The organism is Leptolyngbya sp. AN10, from assembly GCF_050565645.1.
Classification (GTDB): domain Bacteria; phylum Cyanobacteriota; class Cyanobacteriia; order Leptolyngbyales; family Leptolyngbyaceae; genus Leptolyngbya.
Genome location: NZ_JBNXVP010000041.1, coordinates 1 through 21,024, shown reverse-complemented (window position 1 = coordinate 21,024; position 21,024 = coordinate 1). Strand labels below are relative to the sequence as shown.

Sequence of the window (21,024 nt, the reverse complement as noted above, 5' to 3'; positions counted from 1 at the left end):
TACAGAGTGTCGTGGTTAATGATTACTGAATTGTGCTGCTTCCAGTTGTTCTTGAATTTCACTCAGCGATAAACTTTCTATCTCTAATAGCAGTTCGTTCATTACGTCAAGCTCATTTGTTTCTGCTTGTAGAGTGCGAATCGTCTTCGATAATTCAGCAATGGTTGGGGCATCTGATAAAAGGGTTTGCAGTGATAACTCAACCGAGAAAGCATCTCGTAATCGGGAGACAATCTGCACGGCTAACAAGGAATCTCCGCCTAAGTGAAAGAAGTTATCCTGAATGCCGATCGACTCAATTCCCAATGACTCTTGCCAAATCTCTGCAACAGTTTGTTCGATCGCGCTGCTAGGAGCAATATAGGCATTACTCAACGCTGGTCTAGGGTGCAGATCCTGCCTCACAGGTTCGAGATGTTCCACACTATTCAGCAGATGATCGTACTGTAACTGCATCTGAAAATCGCGTGTTGAAACCAGGACTTGAGGCACCATGCATTGCAAAATGCGGCAGAAAGCTTCTATCCCTTCTTGCGGTAAAATCCCTTGCTTTAAATTTTCTTCGCGTACCTGTTTAAGCGTTGCTGGAATGATGGTATTGGCTGCCTGTCCGACCTCTTGCCAGCTATCCCAGTTAACGGAAACGGTAAGACGATCGGGATATTGAATCTGATGATGATAGGCGAAAGCATCTAAAAACGCATTGGCAGCGCAGTGATCCACCATGCCCAAACCGCCCAGAATTGCAGTTAGGGACGAACACAGCACCAAGAAGTCTAGTGGCGTATTCTTCAGCAGATCTGCTAGCACCAGCGTTCCTTTCACCTTGGGGGTCAGAATCCTAGCGGCAGCTTCGGCAGTTTTAGTTTGCATCATGCCTCCCGGTGTGACCCCAGCCGCATGAATCACCCCATGAAGTTGCCCAAATTGCTCATTGATGCGCGTCAAAACGGCTTGCATTTGCGTTGAATTTGATACATCTGCGCTCAGAGGCAACACTTCTGCACCCAATCTCTCTAACGCCTGAAGCTTCTCAATTTTGAGACTCGTCTCATCCTGGCGATCGTGCGTCGCCAACCATTGTGCCCACTCCTCTCTGGCAGGAAATGGCGATCGTCCTACCAGCACCAATTTTGCCTGCACAGTTTGAGCGAGATATTCTGCGATCGTGAGTCCCAGACCTCCCAATCCACCTGTAATTAAGTAAACGCCTTGATCCCGTAAACGAGAGGAGCGGGTGTTATCCCAACGCACAGCTTCAAAAGTCTGCACCCAACGATGATTGCCTCGATAGGCGATCGTCTGATCAGAGGATGGCGTAGTCAGTTCTACAAACAGTTGTTGAATTAACTTTTCATCTTGGTTGTGAACCGGAAGCACCACATCAATGCTGCGACAAGTGAAGTTGGGATACTCCTGTGGAATCACCTTACAAGGTCCAAGAGACAATGCTTTGCTAGGACATAGTTCCTCGGAACCCGCGATGTCCTGTACTTGGTTGGAGATAATGTTGATGTCAATGGCACAATCTGAAGACTGCTCACTAAGAGCTTGCGCTAGAAATAGCAGGCTGAAAAAGCTCAGAGTTTCCGTTTGCTCTAGGGATTCTAGAGATGAATTCGTCTCGTTCGTAACGCTCCACAAATGCGCGATCGCTTCTGGCTGTTTGCCCAGGGTTCGCAAATCATCCAGCAACGTGCGGTAGTCTCCGGGACGGTGAGGCGCGATTGTATAGTGGCAATTGACCGAATTTTGCTCTACGAGGCTGTGTAACCTCTGAAATTGTGTTCCGGCTCGAACCATCACAACCGTTTGACCCGATTGGTTCAACCGCTGCGCTAATTTCTCACCTAAACCCCACTCATCTACAAATACTAACCAGCACTTCGATGCAAGGGTTTGAACGGGCGCAGGGGGCAGAGACCGTTTCCAGGAGGGTAGATAGAACCAATCTGCCATCTCCAACTTCTTCCCGATTCGATCGAGGAGATTTGGCTTGGGTGGATCGTTCTCCATCAGGGCAGACAATACTTTTGGAGCCTGCGAAGGGTCAACTGCTAACGCTGAAATTCCCTGATTTGCCTGTTGTTGTGCTGCCTGAATCAGTTCATCCCAACGATTCGATGTCGTGCTTGGTTGTAAGAACGATCGCGGTTCAATCCAATAGCGTTGACGCTCAAAGGGATAGGTTGGTAAAGGCAGGCGATAGCGTCGCTCGTGGGCATAAAAGGTTGACCAATCCACTGAGACTCCGCATTGCCAGAGTTGCCCCAAGGTCTGCAACAGTAATGCCACATCCGATCGCTGCTTTTGCGGGTGACGTAAGGAAGTCAAAATTATATGTGCTGCTGTTTTAGCAGAATGGCGTTGAGCAAAGGTACTCAAGGTTCGTCCAGGACCCACTTCGAGTAAGATTCGCTGCGAGTCTTGCCACAACTGGTCAATACCATCCGCAAAACGCACCGTTTGACGCAGATGGTTGCCCCAGTATGCCGGATTTGTCGCTTGATCTGCCGTAATCCAGGTGCCCGTCACGTTGGAGATGTAGGGAATTTGAGGAGAATGCAGAGGAATGGTTTTAACTCGTTGAATGAATGGTTCAACGATGGCTTCCATCATTTGAGAGTGAAAGGCATGAGACGTATGCAGCAAACGTGACTCGATGCCTTGTTCCGATAATTGGTGTTGTAAAGTTACGATCGCGGCTTCAGACCCAGAAACAACACACTGGGTAACACTATTGATCGTAGCTAAGGAAAGATCGCGACCTAGTAGAGGTTGTAGATCATGCTCAGAAAGAGGAACAGCAAGCATTGCTCCTGTGGGAAGTTGCTGCATTAGTTGTGCGCGTGCGCTGACCAACGCTAACGCATCTTTTAGAGAGAATACACCTGCAATACATGCTGCAACATATTCGCCAATACTATGACCAATCAAAGCTTGAGGACGAATGCCCCAGTTGAGCCACAGTTGCGCCAAGGCATACTCAATAACAAATAAAGCAGGTTGAGCGATCGCGGTTTGTTGAAGGCGCTGCGCGGTTTCAACGGTTTCGACATCGGGATAGAGCAGCGATCGCAAATCTAAGCCTAAATGAGATTTGAGCAATTCACAGCAGCGATCAACTTGTTCGCGAAAGATTGCCTCTGTTTCGTATAGTTCCCGTCCCATGTTGACGTATTGAGAACCCTGTCCGGGGAACATAAAGGCGATCGGGCGTTCTCCTCCTGCCGATTGGATGAAGTTCCGTTGCGGATCGAGGGAGCTTAGGCTCTCAATGGCATCCTCACGATCGCGTACCACCACCATGCAACGATGTTCAAACCGTTTGCGACCCGTTTGTAGCGTGTAGGCAACATCTGCGAGATTGCAGTCAGAATTTTGCTGAAGGTGATTTGCCAGATTCGTCGTTGCAGTTTTTAGGGCAGAAGCAGTTTTAGCCGAAAGTAGCAAGAGTTGATGAGAGCGGGAAGCGCTAGACGAAGCGATCGCAGGTGCTTCTTCCAAGATAATGTGTGCATTCGTCCCACCAATGCCCAAGGAACTCACTGCGGCTCGGCGTGGCTGATGATGCGTTTGCCAGTCGGTGAGCGTTGTGTTGACGTAAAAAGGAGTATTGGCAAAATCAATTTGAGGATTCGGTTGCTCAAAATACAAACTGGGGGGAATTTGTTGGTGCTTGAGTGCTAGTACTGTTTTAATTAGACCTGTTACTCCAGCCGCCGCATCGAGATGCCCAATATTTGTTTTAACAGAGCCAATCGCACAGAAGTTTCTCCTCTCGGTACTATCGCGAAATGCCTTAGTTAGGGCTGCGAGTTCGATCGGATCTCCTAATGCAGTTCCTGTCCCATGCGCCTCAACATAGGAAATAGAGTCCGCTTCAATTCCTGCTAACGCCAACGCCTCAGCAATAACCTCTGCTTGTCCCTCCACACTGGGCGCAGTGTAACCGACTTTCATCGAGCCGTCATTGTTAATCGCTGAACTTTTGATCACTGCAAGAATACAATCACCGTCTGCCAGCGCATCTTCTAACCGCTTCAAAACTACAATGCCCACACCACTACCAGGAACAGTTCCCTGAGCTTTGGCATCAAAAGCACGACAGTGCCCATCGGGAGACAAAATCCCGCCCTCTTGATAGAAATAGCCTGATTTTTGCAACGCATGGATTGTAATGCCGCCCGCTAGCGCCATATCACACTGGTAACTGAGTAAGCTCTGGCAGGCTAAGCTGGTTGCAACCAGTGAGGTTGAGCAAGCGGTTTGAATGTCAAGGCTGGGTCCTTTGAGATTGAGTTGATAGGAAACACGAGTTGTTAGAAAATCTTTCTCATTCCCAATGACCGTTTGATAGCCAGCAGCAGATTCTAGCAATTGACGATCGGGCGCGATCTGAAAGACCCAATACTGATTCAAACCGACTCCGGCGTATACTCCCATCCGATCGCCGCAGCGTTGACAGTCGTATCCTGCATTCTCCAAAGCTTCCCAAGCGCATTCTAAAAAGATCCGCTGCTGTGGGTCCATCATTGCCGCTTCTTTAGGATTGAAGCCGAAGAATGCTGCATCAAACTGCTCTATCCCATCAAGCAGGGCAGACGCTTTGACGTAATTAGAATCTCGCACAACAACCGGATCAATGCCTGCCGCAATCAGTTCCTCATCGGTGAAAAACGCAATGGATTCAATCCCCGATCGTAGGTTTTGCCAAAATGCATCGACTGTTTTCGCGCCCGGAAAACGACCCGACATTCCAACAATCGCGATGCCTTCTATCGCATTAATTACATTACTCATAAGTCTATTTCCCTGACTGACGAAGTTGCTTTTGTCGATTGAATGCGGCTCTTTGTTGTGCGGCTCGATCGCGAACTGCCTGCAACGAAACTTTAGAGGATGATGTCTGATTCAAGTAATTGGCTAAAGCACTGATGTTTGGGTACTGAAATAGATCCGTGACTGATATCGATCGCTTCAACGCTATTTGTAGCTTGCTTTGTACCTGAAGTACCAGTAAGGAGTGCCCGCCCAGATCAAAGAAGTTGTCGTAAATGCCGACTTTTTCAATCTGCAATACCGCTTGCCAAACTTCAGAGATCGCTTGCTCTACTTCGGTTTTGGGAGCAACATAAGTGCTCGTTGACGCAATTTGAGCCGTCTCTGGAGCAGGTAAGGCACGGCGGTCAATTTTGCCGCTAGGTGTGAGGGGTAATGCATCCAGGAAGAGAAAGGTTGCTGGGATCATGTACTGAGGCAGTTTTTCCTCTAGAAAATGACGCAGATCAATAGGTGTAGGGGGCGTAGCAGCACGAATGTAGGCAGTGAGACGTTTGTTATTTGAATGATCTGCCCACGCTAAAACGATCGCTTCTTGAACGTCTGGATGTTGCCGGAGTGTTGCTTCAATTTCTCCTAACTCAATCCGAAAGCCCCGAATTTTGACTTGATCATCAATGCGATCGAGGAATTCCAACATGCCATTTGGCAGGTAGCGGACGCGATCGCCCGTTTTATAGAGAAGGGTTGAGTTGCGATCGAAAGGATTGGGAATAAACCGTTCAGCCGTTAGCTCAGGTTGATTTAGATAGCCACGAGCAATACCACCTCCGCCAACATATAGCTCACCAGGAACCCCGATCGCCACGGGCTGTTGATTCTGATCCAAGACATAGAGCTGCGTATTGTGCAAAGGATATCCAATCGGGGCAATTCGTCCTGAATTTGCAGGGGATACTGTTGATAGATCGCAGATTGTAGCGCCGATCGTGGTTTCCGTAGGACCGTAAGCATTCAACAATTGAACGCGATCGCGAACCTTCATTTGCCAAGCCAGAAGCCGCTCAGACAGTGCAGGTTCGCCCCCAATAATCACTAAACGCAAAGACTCAGGTAATTCCAACCCTTGAGCCAGTTCAACCGTGATTTGATGCCAGAATGCAGTCGGTAGATCGAGTACAGTTAACGCCAGTTCGCGGCACTGTTGCAAGAAGGTAGATACCGAATCCAACATCGCATCAGTCCGCAGCACCAATGTTGCTCCTTGCGTCAAGGATACAAAAATCTCTTCGGCTGCGACATCAAAACTCAGAGAAGCAAATTGCAAAACGCGATCGCCCGGTTTGATGCCATATTCAACGCTTGCCGTCTCGATATAACTCACGAGGGAACGATGTTCGATCATTACCCCTTTAGGCTTGCCCGTAGACCCAGACGTATAGATGACATAAGCCAGATTAGAGGCGACCGGAGCACAATGTTCGGCAGATTGTTGCTCGCTCAGATTCCATGCTGAATCGAGGCAGACCACTCTAGCCGTCGTTTCCGGCAGGATATTGAGCAGGGATGTTTGAGTCAGCAGGACTGGCACTTGAGTATCTTCCAGCATCAGAGCGAGACGCTCTTTCGGGAGGTTTGGATCAAGCGGAACATAGGCTCCTCCCGCTTTGAGAATGGCGAGCAATCCAATGATGAGATCTAGCGATCGCGTCGCACAGATTCCAACGAGTCCCTCTGGAGCAACACCCAAAGAGCGGAGGAAATTTGCGAGGTGATCCGCCTGATTATTCAGGTCTTGATACGTAAGTTGTTGCTGCTCAAAGATGACCGCGATCGCATCAGGAGTTCGCTTTGCCTGCGCTTCAAATAATTGGTGAATACATAGATCTGGATTGGGATTCAGAGAAACCGCTTGATTTCCCCATTGCCAAAGTTGTTGTTGCTCTTGCGCGGTCAGGAGCGGTAAGTCTGAGAGCCGAGCATTCGGATTCGTGACAATGCTTTCTAGTAGGGTTTGAAAGTGATGCTGCATCCGAGCGATCGTACTTTCATCAAATAAATCAGTATTGTACTCAAAGTCTGCAACTAACCCGTTTTCGACTGTTTCAACTGCCACGCTTAAATCAAACTGTGCCGTTTCACTGGTTACTTTGATAGGTTTCAGAGCCAGATCCGGTATTTCTGGAAGCTGTGGAGCATTTTGGAGCGTGAACATCACCTGAAACAGAGGCGAATAGCTCATGTTTCGTTCTGGTTGGACTGCTTCTACGAGTTGCTCAAACGGTAAATCCTGATGGGTGTAGGCTCCTAAGGCAACCTGACGAACCCGATTCAACAATTCTCGAAAGCTAGGATTTCCTGCAAGGTCAGTATGCAGCACTAAGGTGTTCACGAAGAATCCAATTAGCCCTGTGATTTCATTGCGGTTTCGATTCGCAATAGGAGAGCCAACAGAAATCCGATCTTGCCCGCTATAGCGATACATTAAGGTTTTGAAGACTGCCAGCAGCAGCATGAACAGCGTCACCCCTTCTTGCCGCGCCAGTGCCTTGAGCGAATTGGTGAGCGATCGAGAAAGATGCAACGATTTTGTTGCCCCTCGAAAGGTTTGAGCAGCAGGACGTGGACGATCGCTCGGAAGATGTAAAACCGTTGGCGCACTGTTGAGTTGCTGTTTCCAATAGGCAAGCTGCGTTTCTAGCACTTCACCCTGAAGCCAGGTTCGCTGCCAGTGAGCAAAATCGGCGTATTGAATGGGCAATTCCGGCAAGGGTGAAACCCATTCCTGGGAGTAGCTATCATAAAGTGTTGCTAACTCCTGTAGCATGACCTCCGCCGACCATCGATCGGAGATGATGTGATGCATAGTTAATAGCAACTGATGATCTTCCTGCCCAAGTTGCATTAAGGTGGCACGGAAGAGCGGTTCTTGCTGCAAGTCAAAGGGTTGCTGGATTGCCTGTTTGGTGATGCGTTGCGCTTCAACCTCTTGCTCTGATTTGACCCACGATCGCAAATCCACAACGGTCAATGGCAAAATCTGCGCGTCTGTGACTTGCTGCATTACTTGCCCTGCGATCGTGCAAAAGGTTGTTCGTAAAATCTCGTGCCGTCGAATTATTTCGGTGAGGCTTTTCTCCAGTACGGTGATATTTAACTCACCTTGAAGTTGCACTGCGATCGCAATGTGATAAGCAGAATTGGCAGCTTCTAACTGATCAAGGAACCACAATCGCTGTTGGGCAAAGGAAAGGGAATAGCAATTTGTAGCACTTTTAACCCTCACGATTGGACAAGCTGACTGAGGATTTGAGGTTGTAAGCTGATTTAGAATTTGTGCGACCAGTTCGGCAATACTAGCACCTTCAAATAAATCCGCGATCGCGATCTCAACTCCAAAATCAAGCTCTATGCGGCTTTTGATCTCAAAGATCATTAACGAATCAAGTCCGAAGCGGCTTAAAGGGTGCTGCACATCAACTTGGGTTGCTGCAATTCTCAAAACTCGTGCAACTTGTTGCCGAACATAATCAGTCAGTTGTGTTTCGCGTTCCGCAGAATCAAATGCGAAGAGATCTGCACGAGTTAGAGATGTCTCAAGATTTTCAACCTCAACCATCTCTAAAATACTGCTGCCGATCTCTGCTAGATTGCCTGCCAGAAACGCTGCTTTACAAGCCCGACGCTGAATTTTACCGCTAGAAGTTTTCGGAATCGTGCCTGCTTTAATCAAGACAACAGCATAGGCTTGTACCTCGTGGGCTTCTGCGATCGCTTGTCGGATTGCCTGTGTTACCTCCTGAACATTCGGCTTTTGACGAAACTCGACCTCTTGTACCACAACAAGCCGTTCTGCATCGTAGAGTGCGATCGCAAAGGCAGCACTGCTACCAATTCTCAAGGTGGGATGGCTCCGTTCTGCCGTGAATTCAAGGTCTTGCGGATAGAGATTGCGCCCTCGAATAATGATCAAATCCTTAGCGCGTCCAGTGATGAACAGTTCCCCATCGTGCAAAAAGCCTAAGTCGCCAGTTCGTAAGAATGGTCCTGCATGGGTGTCTGAAAGATACGCCTGAAAGGTTTGGGCGCTTTCCTCTGGACGATTCCAGTAGCCCTGTCCCACGCTGGAACCCGATACCCAAATTTCTCCCACTTCACCGGGTTGGCAGCGATCGAGGGTTTCAGGATGAACAATGACAATATGTTGCTCTGGAATTGTTTTCCCACATCCAATCAACGTCCAAACTTCTGCATCTCCTGCATCAGCCTCTACAACTTGACTACGTTCCAGTGCTGCTTTCTGGACTGTCTTAATCACGGGTGCAGTAGCTTGGACTCCACCAGAAACCATCAGGGTTGCCTCTGCCATCCCATAACATGGGTAGAACGCTTCTCGACGGAACCCACACTCAGCAAAAGTAGCCGCAAACCGTTCTAGACTGCTGTGCCGAATTGGTTCTGCTCCGTTAAATGCAACGCTCCAATGACTCAGATCAAGCGTCTGGCGCTGCTCTGCCGTAATCTTCTCCACGCACAAGTCATAGGCAAAATTGGGTGCGCCACTAGTAGTGCCTTGATAGCGAGAAATAGCTTGCAGCCAGCGGTAAGGACGCTGAAGAAACGAAGCAGGCGACATCAGAATACAAGGAAACCCACCATATAACGGTTGTAGAATCCCACCAATTAAGCCCATATCGTGATAAGCAGGCAGCCAGGAGACAAACGTGCTGCTAGGAGAATGCTCCATGTAGCGATAGGTCGCAGCAGCATTGTGCAGTAAGTTGCTGTGACTGAGCATGACCCCTTTGGGTGTGCCAGTCGAACCGGATGTATATTGCAAAAACGCGAGAGTATTGTTCTCAATCAGCGGTTCCTGCCAAGTTTCAGCAATGGAGTACTCCAAATTGTCCGTGGTTAGCCACTGGATTGTATCCCCATTCATTTTCTCAGCCAACAGTGATTGCATTCTGTCGAGGATGGCTGTTGTTGTCAGCGCGATCGCAGCTTGTGCGTCCGATAAAATTGCTGCAATTCGCGGTGTGTTTCGCTGATTGTGGGGTGGATACGCAGGAACCGCAACCACTCCCGCATACAGACAACCAAAAAATGCTGCCAGATAATCCAGCCCAGGTGGGTAGAGCAATAGTGCGCGTTCCCCACCCAATCCCATCGCTTGTAACCGAGCTGCGATCGCTCGACTCTGACGATCGAGTTCTTTGTAGGTGAAACTCACCGCTTCGGTTTCTCCATCCAAGAGGAAGGTAAACGCTAAGCGATCGGGTTGATGCATCGCCCTGTAACGGAGCAACGCTACTAGGGTCGATTCACACCAAAATGTTTCTGGAAAAGCGTCTGAAGGGTGGTTCATCATCCTCTACGTGCCTGTAGCACCCCAACTATGGAATTCTCTATTGCAACTAATTTGCATTAATTACTAGGCTACCATACGGCAAAGCTGCTACCTCTGGCAAGCCCTATTGAAAATTTTTTGATCAGCTTGTCAGTTGCTTAGATGAAAAGTACAAGGAGATTGCCCGATCAAGTTGGTTCAGTTCAGGGGATTTCTCCACTGAACGGATAACCGCTGTATTCCAGGCAATATAAAGCCTTTATGGAAATCTAGATCTCTAATATCGCCGAGTAAATTGATTAAAAGATTGTCAGAGGTAACCAGCTAAACAAACTAGATCTCACAAAAGGATGGTAGGCTGAGTAAGCTATATAGTTGATAAATTCTCTCAGTATTGGATCTACCCAACACTCGCTGATTTCCATGCGTACCTTTGTCATCGTCTGGAGTGGTCAATTGGTCTCTGCCATTGGTAGCTACATGACGCACTTTGCCATTACTTTGTGGGCTTGGCAGCTTACAGGACAAGCCACAGCACTGACTCTAATTATTTTCTCTAGTCAGGTTGCAAGTCTTGTTGTGACTCCTTTCGCAGGGGTCATTGTCGATCGCTACGATCGCAAAAAACTGATGATGTTGAGTGATGCAGTGGCTGCGCTATCGACTGTCGCCATTCTTTCACTCTATCTGACTGGGCATTTACAAGTTTGGCACTTTTATGTAACGAGTGCGATCAATGGCGTTTTCAGCGACCTTCAAGAAATTGCCTACTCAGCTTCGATCCCAATGATGGTTTCCAAGCAGGACTATACTCGCGCGAGTAGCATGGGATCGGTTCTGCATTATAGTTCTAATATCTTTGCCCCTGCACTGGCAGGGATTCTTTATTACAGTATTGGGCTACTGGGTATATTACTCATTGATTTATTGACGTTTTGTATTGCGATTTTGACCGTATTTCGAGTTCATATTCCCCAACCTGTTGCTTCTCGACCCTCACTTCAAAGTCAGACAACACTATTGCAGGAAATGCTGGTTGGCTTTCGCTATGTGTTTGCACAACCGGGATTATTTGCGCTCCTAGTTGCAGCCTTGCTGTTTTGGTTTGCCCATGACATTGGTGCGTCATTGTATTCTGCAATGGTTTTAGCGCGTAGCAATAACAATGCATCGGTCTTAGCAAGCTTGTCTGCGATCGCAGGAGTCAGTGGAGTGATAGGTGCGATCATCATGAGCACCTTAGGAGGTCCCAAACGAAAGATCCATGGTTTTCTTCTAGGAATGGTTGGCGCAGGAATCAGTAAAGCGATATTTGGTCTGGGACAATCACCATTGCTTTGGTTCCCTAGTCAATTCTGCTCCTCCCTAAATTTTCCCCTTCTGGGTAGTTCCAATGATGCAATTTGGCTAGCCAAGGTCAGCCCTGAGCGACAGGGACGAGTTGTAGCAACTCGCTCACTATTACTCCTGGTTGTTTCAACGATCGCGGCTTTAATGGCTGGACCACTGGCAGATCGAATCTTTGAACCCGCCATGATGCCAGAAGGTTGGCTTGCAGGAATATTCGGTAGCATTTTTGGAACCGGATCTGGTGCAGGAATGGCACTCCTGTATGTCATCTCATCGATCGGTTTAGTCCTGGTGGGTGCGATTGGATATTGGATTCCAACGTTGCGCGATATGGAAACGACCGTCTGCGATCATGATGTTGAACCATATAGCTCCAAGTAAGGGCATCAGCGTTACTTGATCCGAATCCAGTTCTGTACCTCATACTGGGGAAATGGAAATGCCTGTTCGCTATCACATTCTCCTTTGAGATAAACAGCTTTGTTGGGGTCAGCAATAATGTCGGCTCGATGAATCTGTCGATCGCCCTCCGGTGTTTCAAAGGTCAATTCTACCGAAGTCAAGGTTTCATCTTCATTTTGTGCCAAAACTTGAATTGCAACGTTGTAGTTCATCCACTCCCAACCCTGTTGCAACAGTAGTTCGCGCTCCCATGCTTGTACTGCCCAAGGCAAGTAGCTCCAGCCTCGATACACCTGTCTTAAAACCTGAATATCACCTGTTCGCGTCAAAATGGAGGTGAGGGATGACCCATTAAGATGTCCATAGTATCGTCCCGCTGGAAGGTCGATCGCGGTTGGAGCAAACCGATGTCCACCAATATGGCTCACTTGCCAAACCCGAACCTGATGTAACGATAGATGATTCACGATCGTGGTAGCTTCGCGGTACAGTGGATACCCATATTTAGCACAGCACTTGTCGTGGCTCCCGTGAGTACAAACGAAAATATCTCGAAACGAGTTGTCAACCGGAGTCACATCGATAGGCTCACCTGCTAAATAGGCTTGAATCAGTGGGGCAATCTCATTGGGATCAGCGATGTGAAACTCTTGCTGGCGATAGGTATTTGTAAAGTTGGAAGCTTGCTCAAAGATAAGCAGTCTAGTAAACCCAGATTGATTCAAGGTTTCGTTGTAGATCAATAGCAGGCAAGTCTGAAATCGATCGTAATCCTCATTCACCCATTCCCCAAGTGTGCTGAGATTAGCTGGAACGGATTTAGAATCTAGCTCATTCGGAGTCCAAGGTGGAGGACACTCAACTGCAATAAAAGCTTTGTAGGGTGAAGCCGTACCAATTAGATCTGCATTCGAGCTCCGGGCAGCATCCGCACAAAAAAAGGGAACCATTATTTTTTCTCTCCGACTCACATTTTCGAGGTAAGCTGTTTCAGCAAGTCATTCAGAATATACGCTTCAGCGATGGGGCCTCGCAGCATTGTTAAATGACCATCCATAAAATACACTCGTCCTGCTTGTGATACAGGTAATGCCTTTAACAGGCGTGTTTGGTTCCATTTCTGTTGTAGGCGTTTCCAGGCGAGGGAATTCTGATTAGGATTACTATCCCACCCTAAGACAATCAGCATATCCGTATCAAGTTGAGGCAGCATTTCTAGGGAAAGCGGCGCGGCTCCTATCGCTTCCAACATTGAGTCATTCAAGCGAGTCATCTTGAATCCCAATGCTTCCAACAAATCCGAGTAAACGCTCCGGTCTTGCCCATACGCATAAAAACCATTCGCGAGATCGCCAGAACTCAATAACAATATGCGGGGATTTGCCTGCACGATAGCGTTCAATTGCTGACGCGCTGCACTCATGCGCTGCTCCCGTGCAAACATCAGCGGTTGAATAACATCGAGACGCCCCATTGCCTTGGCAATGAGTTGAAGATTGCTCTGCCAACCTCCCTGTTGATCGTCGATCAGGATTGTAGGCGCAATTTGTGAAAACAGGTCGTACTTGCCTTGGCTACCCTGCCATAGTTCACCCAAGATCAAATCTGGTTTAAGAGACGCAAGAGCTTCCAAAGACGGATAAGTACGATCTCCGAGATTCATAGGTTGAGTGATAATCCTATTTCCTAAGTAAGGAATTTGGTGAGCAGGATGATCGAATTGACCCTGACCTATGGAGGTGCCTGCATAGCCAGCAGGCTGTTCACCTAGAGATAGCAGAATATCCAACAGATACGGACTCAGTACAGCAATTTTCTGAGGCTGACGACATATCTTAGTTGACCCTGCGGCGTGCTCAATGGACTGACAGTTCGCGGCTGGCTGTATTGGTTGTATCGGTTCTGAGGTTAGATGTGGAGTTGTGGAAAGAGTTCTGTTACATCCCCAAACCAACAGAATCGTTAAAGCAAAAAGTAGTAAAGATCGAACTAGGCGAGAGATAGTTGTCATTCCTCTATACTATTGTGTTGCTGCTATTCAAAAGATTTGTTCCCTTGAAGTGTCAGTGTTAGGGTATTTCACTCTATGAACATCCAGTCATCTCCATTGTGTCCTAGTAAAGATGAGCAAAGACTGCTTCAATCTGAATCTGATTGAGTTAATGTGATACCCAGCAGTTTTCAAGCCACTGCACGAGTTCGTGGCGGTGCATTGCAATATGTTTAGCTACGCTCCAGACTTGAGTTGCTGAGTTTGCATTTTTTATTAGAATTTTCAAGGGTTCATGACCGGTGCAGCGGCAGGGAATGCCTAATTCTTGCAACCGAAAATAAATTTACCAGCGATCGATGCCATCAATTTCGATTTCCTCAAACTCTTGAGATAAATCATTAATATCCATATTATTTCTTACCTGTAATGTGTTGATTTGTTAACGGATTCATGAGAGTTATTTTCATCTAATGTCTACTGTGAGGGCTAACTGGCAAAGTAATAAAAGGAAAAGCTGCACAACGCCATCATCATGGTCTTTATATTCAGGGTCACTCTACAGGGTGATTGATGAAAGAAACTTGTATTTCTGTCACCTTAAATTTCCATGAAGGTGACAGTTGACTTGTAAAGAGAATTGTTAGACTCGCGTTCATACCAAGAGTTACTAACAGACCTTAAGAAGTTGTCTAGAGACAAAAAATGTTAATGCTCAAGGCTATCTATTTCTTGGGAGAAAACCGATGACGCAAATGCTAGTTAGACCCTTTGGACAAGTTGCCGATAACGTGATTTTACTAGATCGATCGACAACCGAACCTGTATGTGAAGGCTTGAATATTGCATTGGCAAGTTTTCAAGCGTTGTATTTGCAATATCAAAAGCATCACTTTGTTGTTGAGGGTGCTGAATTCTATTCATTGCATCAATTTTTTGAAGAAGGTTATGAAGCGGTTCAGGGACATGTTCACGATATTGGAGAACGACTGAATGGATTAGGTGGCGTTCCAGTTGCGAGCTTTGCAAAACTTGCAGAACTATGCTGCTTCACACCTGAACCGGATGGAGAATTTCGGTGTCGTCAAATGGTTGAAAATGATTTGGCAGCCGAACAAGCGTTGATCTCGCTACTTCGTCGATTGGCATCACAAACGGAGAGCCTAGGCGATCGTGCCACCCGCCATCTACTTGAGACAATCTTGCTCAAAACGGAGGAACGGGCTTACCACTTGGCGCATTTTCTAGCTCCAGATACTTTAGTAGTATTGAACTAGTTTGCTTCCTGCAAACACATTGTCAGGTGTTATGTCATATTTCTCTTGACCTCCCTATCTTTCTAATCTGGCAACATTCTCTTAAGCCAAGAGATGAGCCTCGTTGATCAGCCACTTCACAGGCTTGCTCAACACTCGTCTATTACTATACGCTTAATGAGAACCTTTATCACTAATTTTATGGGAGCTTAGGTACGCTTGATCATAGATGCGTTTAATCACAAGGATGCCGCATAGTCGAAAAGCTTCGCCTTTAGACTGTTCGGCATCTTTTGTTTTGAATCAAGATGAGTTTGAATATCAGCTCTAAAGGAATAAGATGGTTTGATGAGCAGTAGTAATTGCCAATTCTGTAGAGCCTATTTGAGATCTCTTCTTGAGAAAATATATGGTTGTGTTGCCTTAGCGAATCCAGAAAAACGCATTTATTTACTCGGTGATTTGTCGCCTGACACAGATCATGCGTTACTTCAACTCATCCAGATGTGTAGCAATCATCCCAAAGGTGGCTTTAGCTGGAAAAATCAACCGCAGCAGCTAGAATCTACAATACTCGCCTGTATTCCTTCCATTCTCACCTTCTCACCGGAGAAAGAAGATGAGGAGTAACTTCTGCGATCGCACAATTCGATTGTCTAGCACTCGATAGATATACACTTTAGCTGCAAATTCCAATCAAGATGATGCAGAGTAAAGTATCGCTACGCAGTTTGCCGTTGATGAACCAGTAAGTAGAGAAAGAACGGCGCTCCGATCCCCGCTGTCACGACTCCACAAGGAAGCTCGATTGGTGCAAAAACTGTTCTCCCCACAAAATCAGCCATTACCACTAACACCCCTCCAATAAGTGCAGAGATCGGCAGTAATTCTTCATGACGATTGCCCACAATCTGCCGTCCCAGATGGGGCGCAATCAGCCCAACAAAACCGATCGTTCCCGCAGTTGCAACGGATGCCCCCGCTAATCCGACTGCAACCATGGCTAGCAATCCTCGCTGCCATTCGACTCGACTGCCTAATCCCTTCGCGATGTCTTCCCCTAAATTCAGCACATTGAGATGTCTTGCTAACCCGAATGCAGCAGGTACAAGGACAATCAACCAGGGAAGAAATGAAAAAAATTGTTCCCAAGTGCGACCGTAAACACTCCCTGCTAACCAGACCAAAGCTTGACTGACATCGTAAATTGAGCCAAAGGTAATCAGCAGACTGGTAAACGCACTCGCGATCGCAGAGAGTCCAATCCCCATCAAAATCAACAGAGTCGGTGAGCTTCCCCCATGCCAGGCTAATCCATAGATTAACATCGCCATTAATGCTGCACCTGCAAACGCAGAAAACGGAACTACATAAACAGGCGCGTTTGGGAACAAAACAATCACCGAGACCGCTGCAAGACTTGCTCCAGTGTTGATCCCAATGATGCTAGGGTCAGCGAGTGGATTGCGAGTTAAGCCTTGAAAGATAGTACCTGATAGGGAGAGTGCAGCCCCAACCATGAATGCAACTAAAGTCCGAGGTAAGCGTAACGTTTGGATCACGAACGCATGATCCGGGTTGCCTGTATCAATCCCAAACAAGGTTCTGATGATGTCGAATACTGCAATCGGATATTCTCCTCGTCCAACATTGAAAACAATTGCTGCAAACCCAATTCCGAGTAGCAAAAGCGCGATCGCAGGCACTCGTCGATCAAGCCGAAAAGAAAGTACAGGAGAACGCCAATCGCTCATTTTTTCACCTTCGATTTTGCAAGATAGACAAAGAACGGCGCACCGACGATCGCAGTCATTACGCCAACGGGAAGTTCTTGAGGCTTTAATAACACTCGTGCCGCAATATCAGACACTAACAATAGAATTGCTCCAAGGATGGCTGAATAGGGCAAAATCCAGCGATAGTCGGTCTTGATGAAAAATTTGACCATATGGGGGACAACTAAGCCGATAAAGCCGATCGGTCCTGCGATCGCGACCGAACTTCCTGCTAATAGAACAACGCTCGTAGCAGTTAGAAACTTCACCCAAAGGGTTTGCTGTCCCAAACTTGTTGCAACTTCCTCACCTAAACTAATTGTTGTGATTTGCCGACTGAGCAGGAATGCAAGCACCAATCCAGCACTCAAAAATGGTAGAACTTGCAAGAATAAATCAAAATCCCGTCCTGCTAATGATCCTGCTAACCAAAAGCGAATTTCCTCAAGCGTGCGCTGGCTCACAATCAGAATGGCAGTCGTGATTGAAGCAATCAAGGCAGACATTGCGGCTCCTGCAACTGTCAGATTTAACGGAGTTGCGCCACCTCGACCCAATGTGCCGAGAAAGTAAACAAGGATTGCTGCGATCGCGGCTCCTAAAAATGCTACTCCTGCATAAATCGTTAACGAGGAACTGCCAAACAGAAATAAGCTAATGACAACCGCTAAAGCACCGCCTGCTTCAATTCCTAAAATTCCGGTTTCAGCGAGTGGATTGCGAGTTAAACCTTGCATTAATGCACCTGAGACTGCAAGAGCAGCACCGACGGAGAGAGCAATCAGTGATCGTGGCAATCTAACGGTTTGAATTACTAAATGATCAAACGAGTTATCAAAGGTCGTAAACGATGCCAGAATTGTTGGCAATGGAATATCTCTTGCACCAAGGGTGACACTGTGAATCAGAATAATTAGCAAGATGAGCGTGCCTAAACCGAGTCCCAACACAGGAGGAATGAGAGGTTTATAAACTTTAGGGAGAGTAGAAGTCATCGTAAGAGAAGACTCTTAACGCAAATTAGTCCTAATTGTACCTGTTTGTGTGCAAAAAACAAGGGCAGTTTGAATCGATCAGGCATGGGGCGATCGTTGAAATCTGCTTTCACCCCGCCTCAAATTGACGACCTCGCCCTGGGTTAGAGTTATTATTTAGATTAGTGAAGAATAGAATATTCGCTGGAGTAAAGAAACTCACATAACTTTCACTTTGAGTTTAAGATTTTGTATATTGATTCTGCTGTACCGATAGGAATCAGTATGTTAGTTATTCAGGATCTAGGGCGGCAGATTCAAGGACGTTGGGTTTGGAAGCAGATCAACTTTGAGTTGTATCCGGGAGAACGATGTGCGATCGCTGGAGAAGCCGGAGCCGGAAAAACATTACTATTGAGAGCGATCGCAGCACTCGACCCGGTTCAATCTGGAACGATCGCTCTTCAAGGAAAATCCCTTTCTGATTGGTTCATTCCCCATTACCGAACTCAAGTTCTATACTTACATCAACGCCCTGCACTGCTCGAAGGAACTGTTGAACAGAACTTACAAGCGATCTACAGAATGGCGGTTCGTCGTTCGCCGGATCGTTACCGCGATCAAAGACCACGAATTCTAGAATATCTATCAATTCTGGGACGATCGCCTGACTTTCTCGATCATCCAACTCATGCTCTTTCTGGTGGAGAAGGTCAAATCGCTGCATTCCTACGAGCCTTACTTTGTTCTCCAACTGTTATGCTCTTCGATGAGCCAACTGCCTCACTCGATGCTCAGACCGAGCAGCGATTTGAAGCTCTTGTGCGCCTCTGGCAGCAGGAAAACCCAGTGCGATCGTATTTCTGGACAAGCCATAATCCAGAACAATTAGAGCGAATGACCGATCAACGATTAACCCTCAAACGGCCATGACAAATTATGTTCTGATTAGTGATGGACAGCTTGCACTAGCAGCAATGCTGATTTTGATCAACCTCATCCTCTCGATCGTCTTACAACTTGGCTTGGAGAAACAATTATGGATTGGCTCCATTCGGATGACAGTTCAACTTTTACTGATTGGCTATGTATTGAAATGGATTTTTGCACTACAATCATCTTGGTCGGTGCTATCTGTAGCGCTGATTATGACGCTTCTAGCAGGGCAATCCGCGATTGATCGAACAAAACGCCGCTACCAAGGAATGTATTGGAATAGCTTTGTTTCGATATTTACTTCTTCTGCACTGATGCTGGGAGCAATCGTGAGCGGAATCATTCGCGTTGAGCCTTGGTACAATCCGCAATATATTATTCCGATGCTTGGGATGATTTTAGGCAATGCACTGACAGGAACATCCCTAGCACTCGATCGCTTTACCGAAGATTTGACGGTGCGACGAGACCAAATCGAATCATTGCTAGCACTGGGCGCGACCCGTTGGGAAGCTGCACAGGGAACCATTCGAGAAGCGGTGAGAACGGGGATGATTCCAACCATCAATCAAATGATGGTCATGGGAACGGTAAGCTTACCTGGAATGATGACGGGACAAATCATCGCGGGAGCAAGTCCAACCGATGCAGTCCGTTATCAAATCGTGCTGATTTTTGCGATCGCAGCCGCAACTGGACTAGCGACGATTGGAATTGTATTGCTAGGCTTTCGATCATTGTTCAACATCCAACACCAACTGAGACTCGATCGACTGCAATTTAAGCAAAAACTGTAGCGCATCGAGTCATGATTAGAGCGATGATTGAACTGAAAATCGCTGAAAAAGCGAGATGAAAGAGCATCGCAAAATTCAAGAGACGGTTACGCTAATCGTATTAAATACTTTGGCGTGTTGAATCACTCAGCACATTCTCTAACCAGACAGAGTGAGATGAAATTGCTTAGTAAATGCTTCTCCAAGCTCTCACAGTTCCCTGTCCGATCGCGCTGTCAACGACTTCGCCGTTATCCGCTGTTGCTCTCAATTGCATAGATTGTTCTGGTGCAGTCTTTAGTATGTTTGCTCTAAGTACAGGACAAAAGCTTGCAAATAATTCATAGGAAGGGGTTTCATGAGAATTACCACATTCTTAAACCACAAAACCCCTATGAATCAGGTTACTCGACTTCAAGAGAAATTGCGACCGCATCTCGCTTGGCATGGCGCAAGATTGAGCTTTGTTGCTGCTTTCTTGATTGCCTTGTTTCGGGTGAAGACCGTTAACTTTAGCGAACTGGCAACGGCGTTCAATGGCAAAGCTCAAACCGATTCACATTACAAGCGACTGCAACGATTTTTCCGAGATTACGAGATGGATTATGCAGAGATTGCCCAAGCCATTGTCACCCTGATGGCAATTCCTGAACCTTGGGTGCTATCGATTGACCGTACCGATTGGCAGTTTGGCGATTGTGTGTTCAATATCCTGATGTTGGGTGTGGTGCAGGATGGGGTTGCGTTTCCACTGGTGTGGTGTCTACTCGATAAGCGAGGCAATTCTAACAGTACAGAACAGATGGAGTTATTCAACCAGTTTCTTGAACGCTTTGGAGATCGCGACATTGCTTGTCTTACTGCAGACCGGGAGTTTGTCGGCAAAGCTTGGTTTGGCTACCTGTTGCAAGACCCGCTCACGCCCTTTCGGATTCGGATTCGTGAGAATCACAAACTGAGCGATGGGCAGACCAGTCGCAAAGTTCGGGTTCTCTTTGCGGATTTGCAAGTCGGTCAAACGAAGGTGCTGCGGCACAAACGCCGTTTATGGGGGCATTGGGTTTACATTGCGGCAACCCGATTAGAGAATGGCGAATTGCTCGTGGTCGCTACCCAAAGCGCTCCGAAGTCTGCGATTGCCGATTACGCCAAGCGATGGGGCATTGAAACCCTATTCGGCATTTTCAAGACCCGTGGCTTCTGCTTGGAATCGACTCACCTGACTGACCCCAAGCGCTTGAGCAAGCTATTAGCACTCCTTTCATTAGCCTTGTGCTGGGCGATCTTAGTCTGAGAGTGGTTGCATCAACTCAATCCCCTGAAGCTGAAAAAGCATGGTCGCAGAGCCAAAAGCATCTTTCGTTATGGCTTCGATCATCTCCGTAGCATCCTGTTCAACCTTGATCAAAAGATGAGTGAGTTCATAGATACTC

General features: G+C 47.1%; 12 protein-coding genes and 1 pseudogene. 6 read left to right on the top strand and 7 right to left on the bottom strand.

All coding sequences use genetic code 11. The annotated features are described in order from the left end of the window. Positions 1-15: 15 nt before the first annotated feature. Together ACQ4M5_RS34065 and ACQ4M5_RS34060 are read right to left on the bottom strand one after the other, a co-directional pair. Positions 16-4,803, bottom strand: coding sequence for a type I polyketide synthase (locus tag ACQ4M5_RS34065; protein WP_017291696.1), 4,788 nt, complete (start codon positions 4,801-4,803; stop codon positions 16-18). A gap of 4 nt (positions 4,804-4,807) precedes the next feature. Continuing rightward, the gene (locus ACQ4M5_RS34060; protein ID WP_026149071.1) at positions 4,808-10,153 is read right to left on the bottom strand and encodes a non-ribosomal peptide synthetase; all 5,346 of its coding nucleotides are present in this window, start codon (positions 10,151-10,153) and stop codon (positions 4,808-4,810) included. A gap of 402 nt (positions 10,154-10,555) precedes the next feature. Here ACQ4M5_RS34060 and ACQ4M5_RS34055 point away from each other — a divergent pair, with 402 nt between their 5' ends. Continuing rightward, positions 10,556-11,863 carry an MFS transporter gene (locus tag ACQ4M5_RS34055; protein WP_017291694.1) on the top strand — a complete coding sequence of 436 codons (1,308 nt, stop codon included), beginning with the start codon at positions 10,556-10,558 and terminating at the stop codon, positions 11,861-11,863. Between the two features lie 11 nt (positions 11,864-11,874). Here the strand turns inward: ACQ4M5_RS34055 and ACQ4M5_RS34050 are convergent, their stop codons facing one another. The 3 genes from ACQ4M5_RS34050 to ACQ4M5_RS34040 form a co-directional block, all read right to left on the bottom strand. Next, entirely contained in the window at positions 11,875-12,834 is a 960-nt protein-coding gene (locus ACQ4M5_RS34050) for a sucrase ferredoxin (RefSeq protein WP_017291693.1), read from the bottom strand. A gap of 17 nt (positions 12,835-12,851) precedes the next feature. Further along, on the bottom strand, positions 12,852-13,895 hold the full coding sequence (locus ACQ4M5_RS34045) for an ABC transporter substrate-binding protein (RefSeq protein ID WP_071596259.1): 1,044 nt from the start codon (positions 13,893-13,895) through the stop codon (positions 12,852-12,854). 148 nt (positions 13,896-14,043) lie between these two features. Continuing rightward, complete coding sequence (locus tag ACQ4M5_RS34040; RefSeq protein WP_347276259.1) at positions 14,044-14,208, bottom strand: Asr1405/Asl0597 family protein; 165 nt, start codon at positions 14,206-14,208, stop codon at positions 14,044-14,046. Between the two features lie 412 nt (positions 14,209-14,620). Between ACQ4M5_RS34040 and ACQ4M5_RS34035 the strand changes: the two genes are divergently transcribed. After that, positions 14,621-15,151: a Dps family protein gene (locus ACQ4M5_RS34035; RefSeq protein WP_017291691.1), complete on the top strand. Its 531-nt coding sequence runs from the start codon at positions 14,621-14,623 to the stop codon at positions 15,149-15,151. Between the two features lie 363 nt (positions 15,152-15,514). Further along, a complete protein-coding gene (locus ACQ4M5_RS34030; protein WP_172410515.1) occupies positions 15,515-15,760 on the top strand; it encodes a DUF1636 family protein in 246 nt (81 codons plus the stop codon). Between the two features lie 92 nt (positions 15,761-15,852). Here the strand turns inward: ACQ4M5_RS34030 and ACQ4M5_RS34025 are convergent, their stop codons facing one another. Together ACQ4M5_RS34025 and ACQ4M5_RS34020 are read right to left on the bottom strand one after the other, a co-directional pair. Beyond that, entirely contained in the window at positions 15,853-16,884 is a 1,032-nt protein-coding gene (locus ACQ4M5_RS34025) for a FecCD family ABC transporter permease (protein ID WP_017291690.1), read from the bottom strand. Continuing rightward, on the bottom strand, positions 16,881-17,900 hold the full coding sequence (locus tag ACQ4M5_RS34020; protein ID WP_017291689.1) for a FecCD family ABC transporter permease: 1,020 nt from the start codon (positions 17,898-17,900) through the stop codon (positions 16,881-16,883). Before ACQ4M5_RS34020 ends, ACQ4M5_RS34025 begins: the two co-directional genes overlap by 4 nt. 264 nt (positions 17,901-18,164) lie before the next feature. On the opposite strand from ACQ4M5_RS34020, the gene ACQ4M5_RS34015 reads away from it, so the two are divergent. From ACQ4M5_RS34015 to ACQ4M5_RS34005, 3 genes and pseudogenes are all read left to right on the top strand, one after another. Next, on the top strand, positions 18,165-18,812 hold the full coding sequence (locus tag ACQ4M5_RS34015) for an ABC transporter ATP-binding protein (RefSeq protein ID WP_017291688.1): 648 nt from the start codon (positions 18,165-18,167) through the stop codon (positions 18,810-18,812). Continuing rightward, positions 18,809-19,612, top strand: coding sequence for an ABC transporter permease (locus tag ACQ4M5_RS34010; RefSeq protein WP_017291687.1), 804 nt, complete (start codon positions 18,809-18,811; stop codon positions 19,610-19,612). Before ACQ4M5_RS34015 ends, ACQ4M5_RS34010 begins: the two co-directional genes overlap by 4 nt. 373 nt (positions 19,613-19,985) lie before the next feature. Continuing rightward, positions 19,986-21,024: pseudogene (locus ACQ4M5_RS34005) on the top strand (IS4 family transposase); the annotation flags it as partial.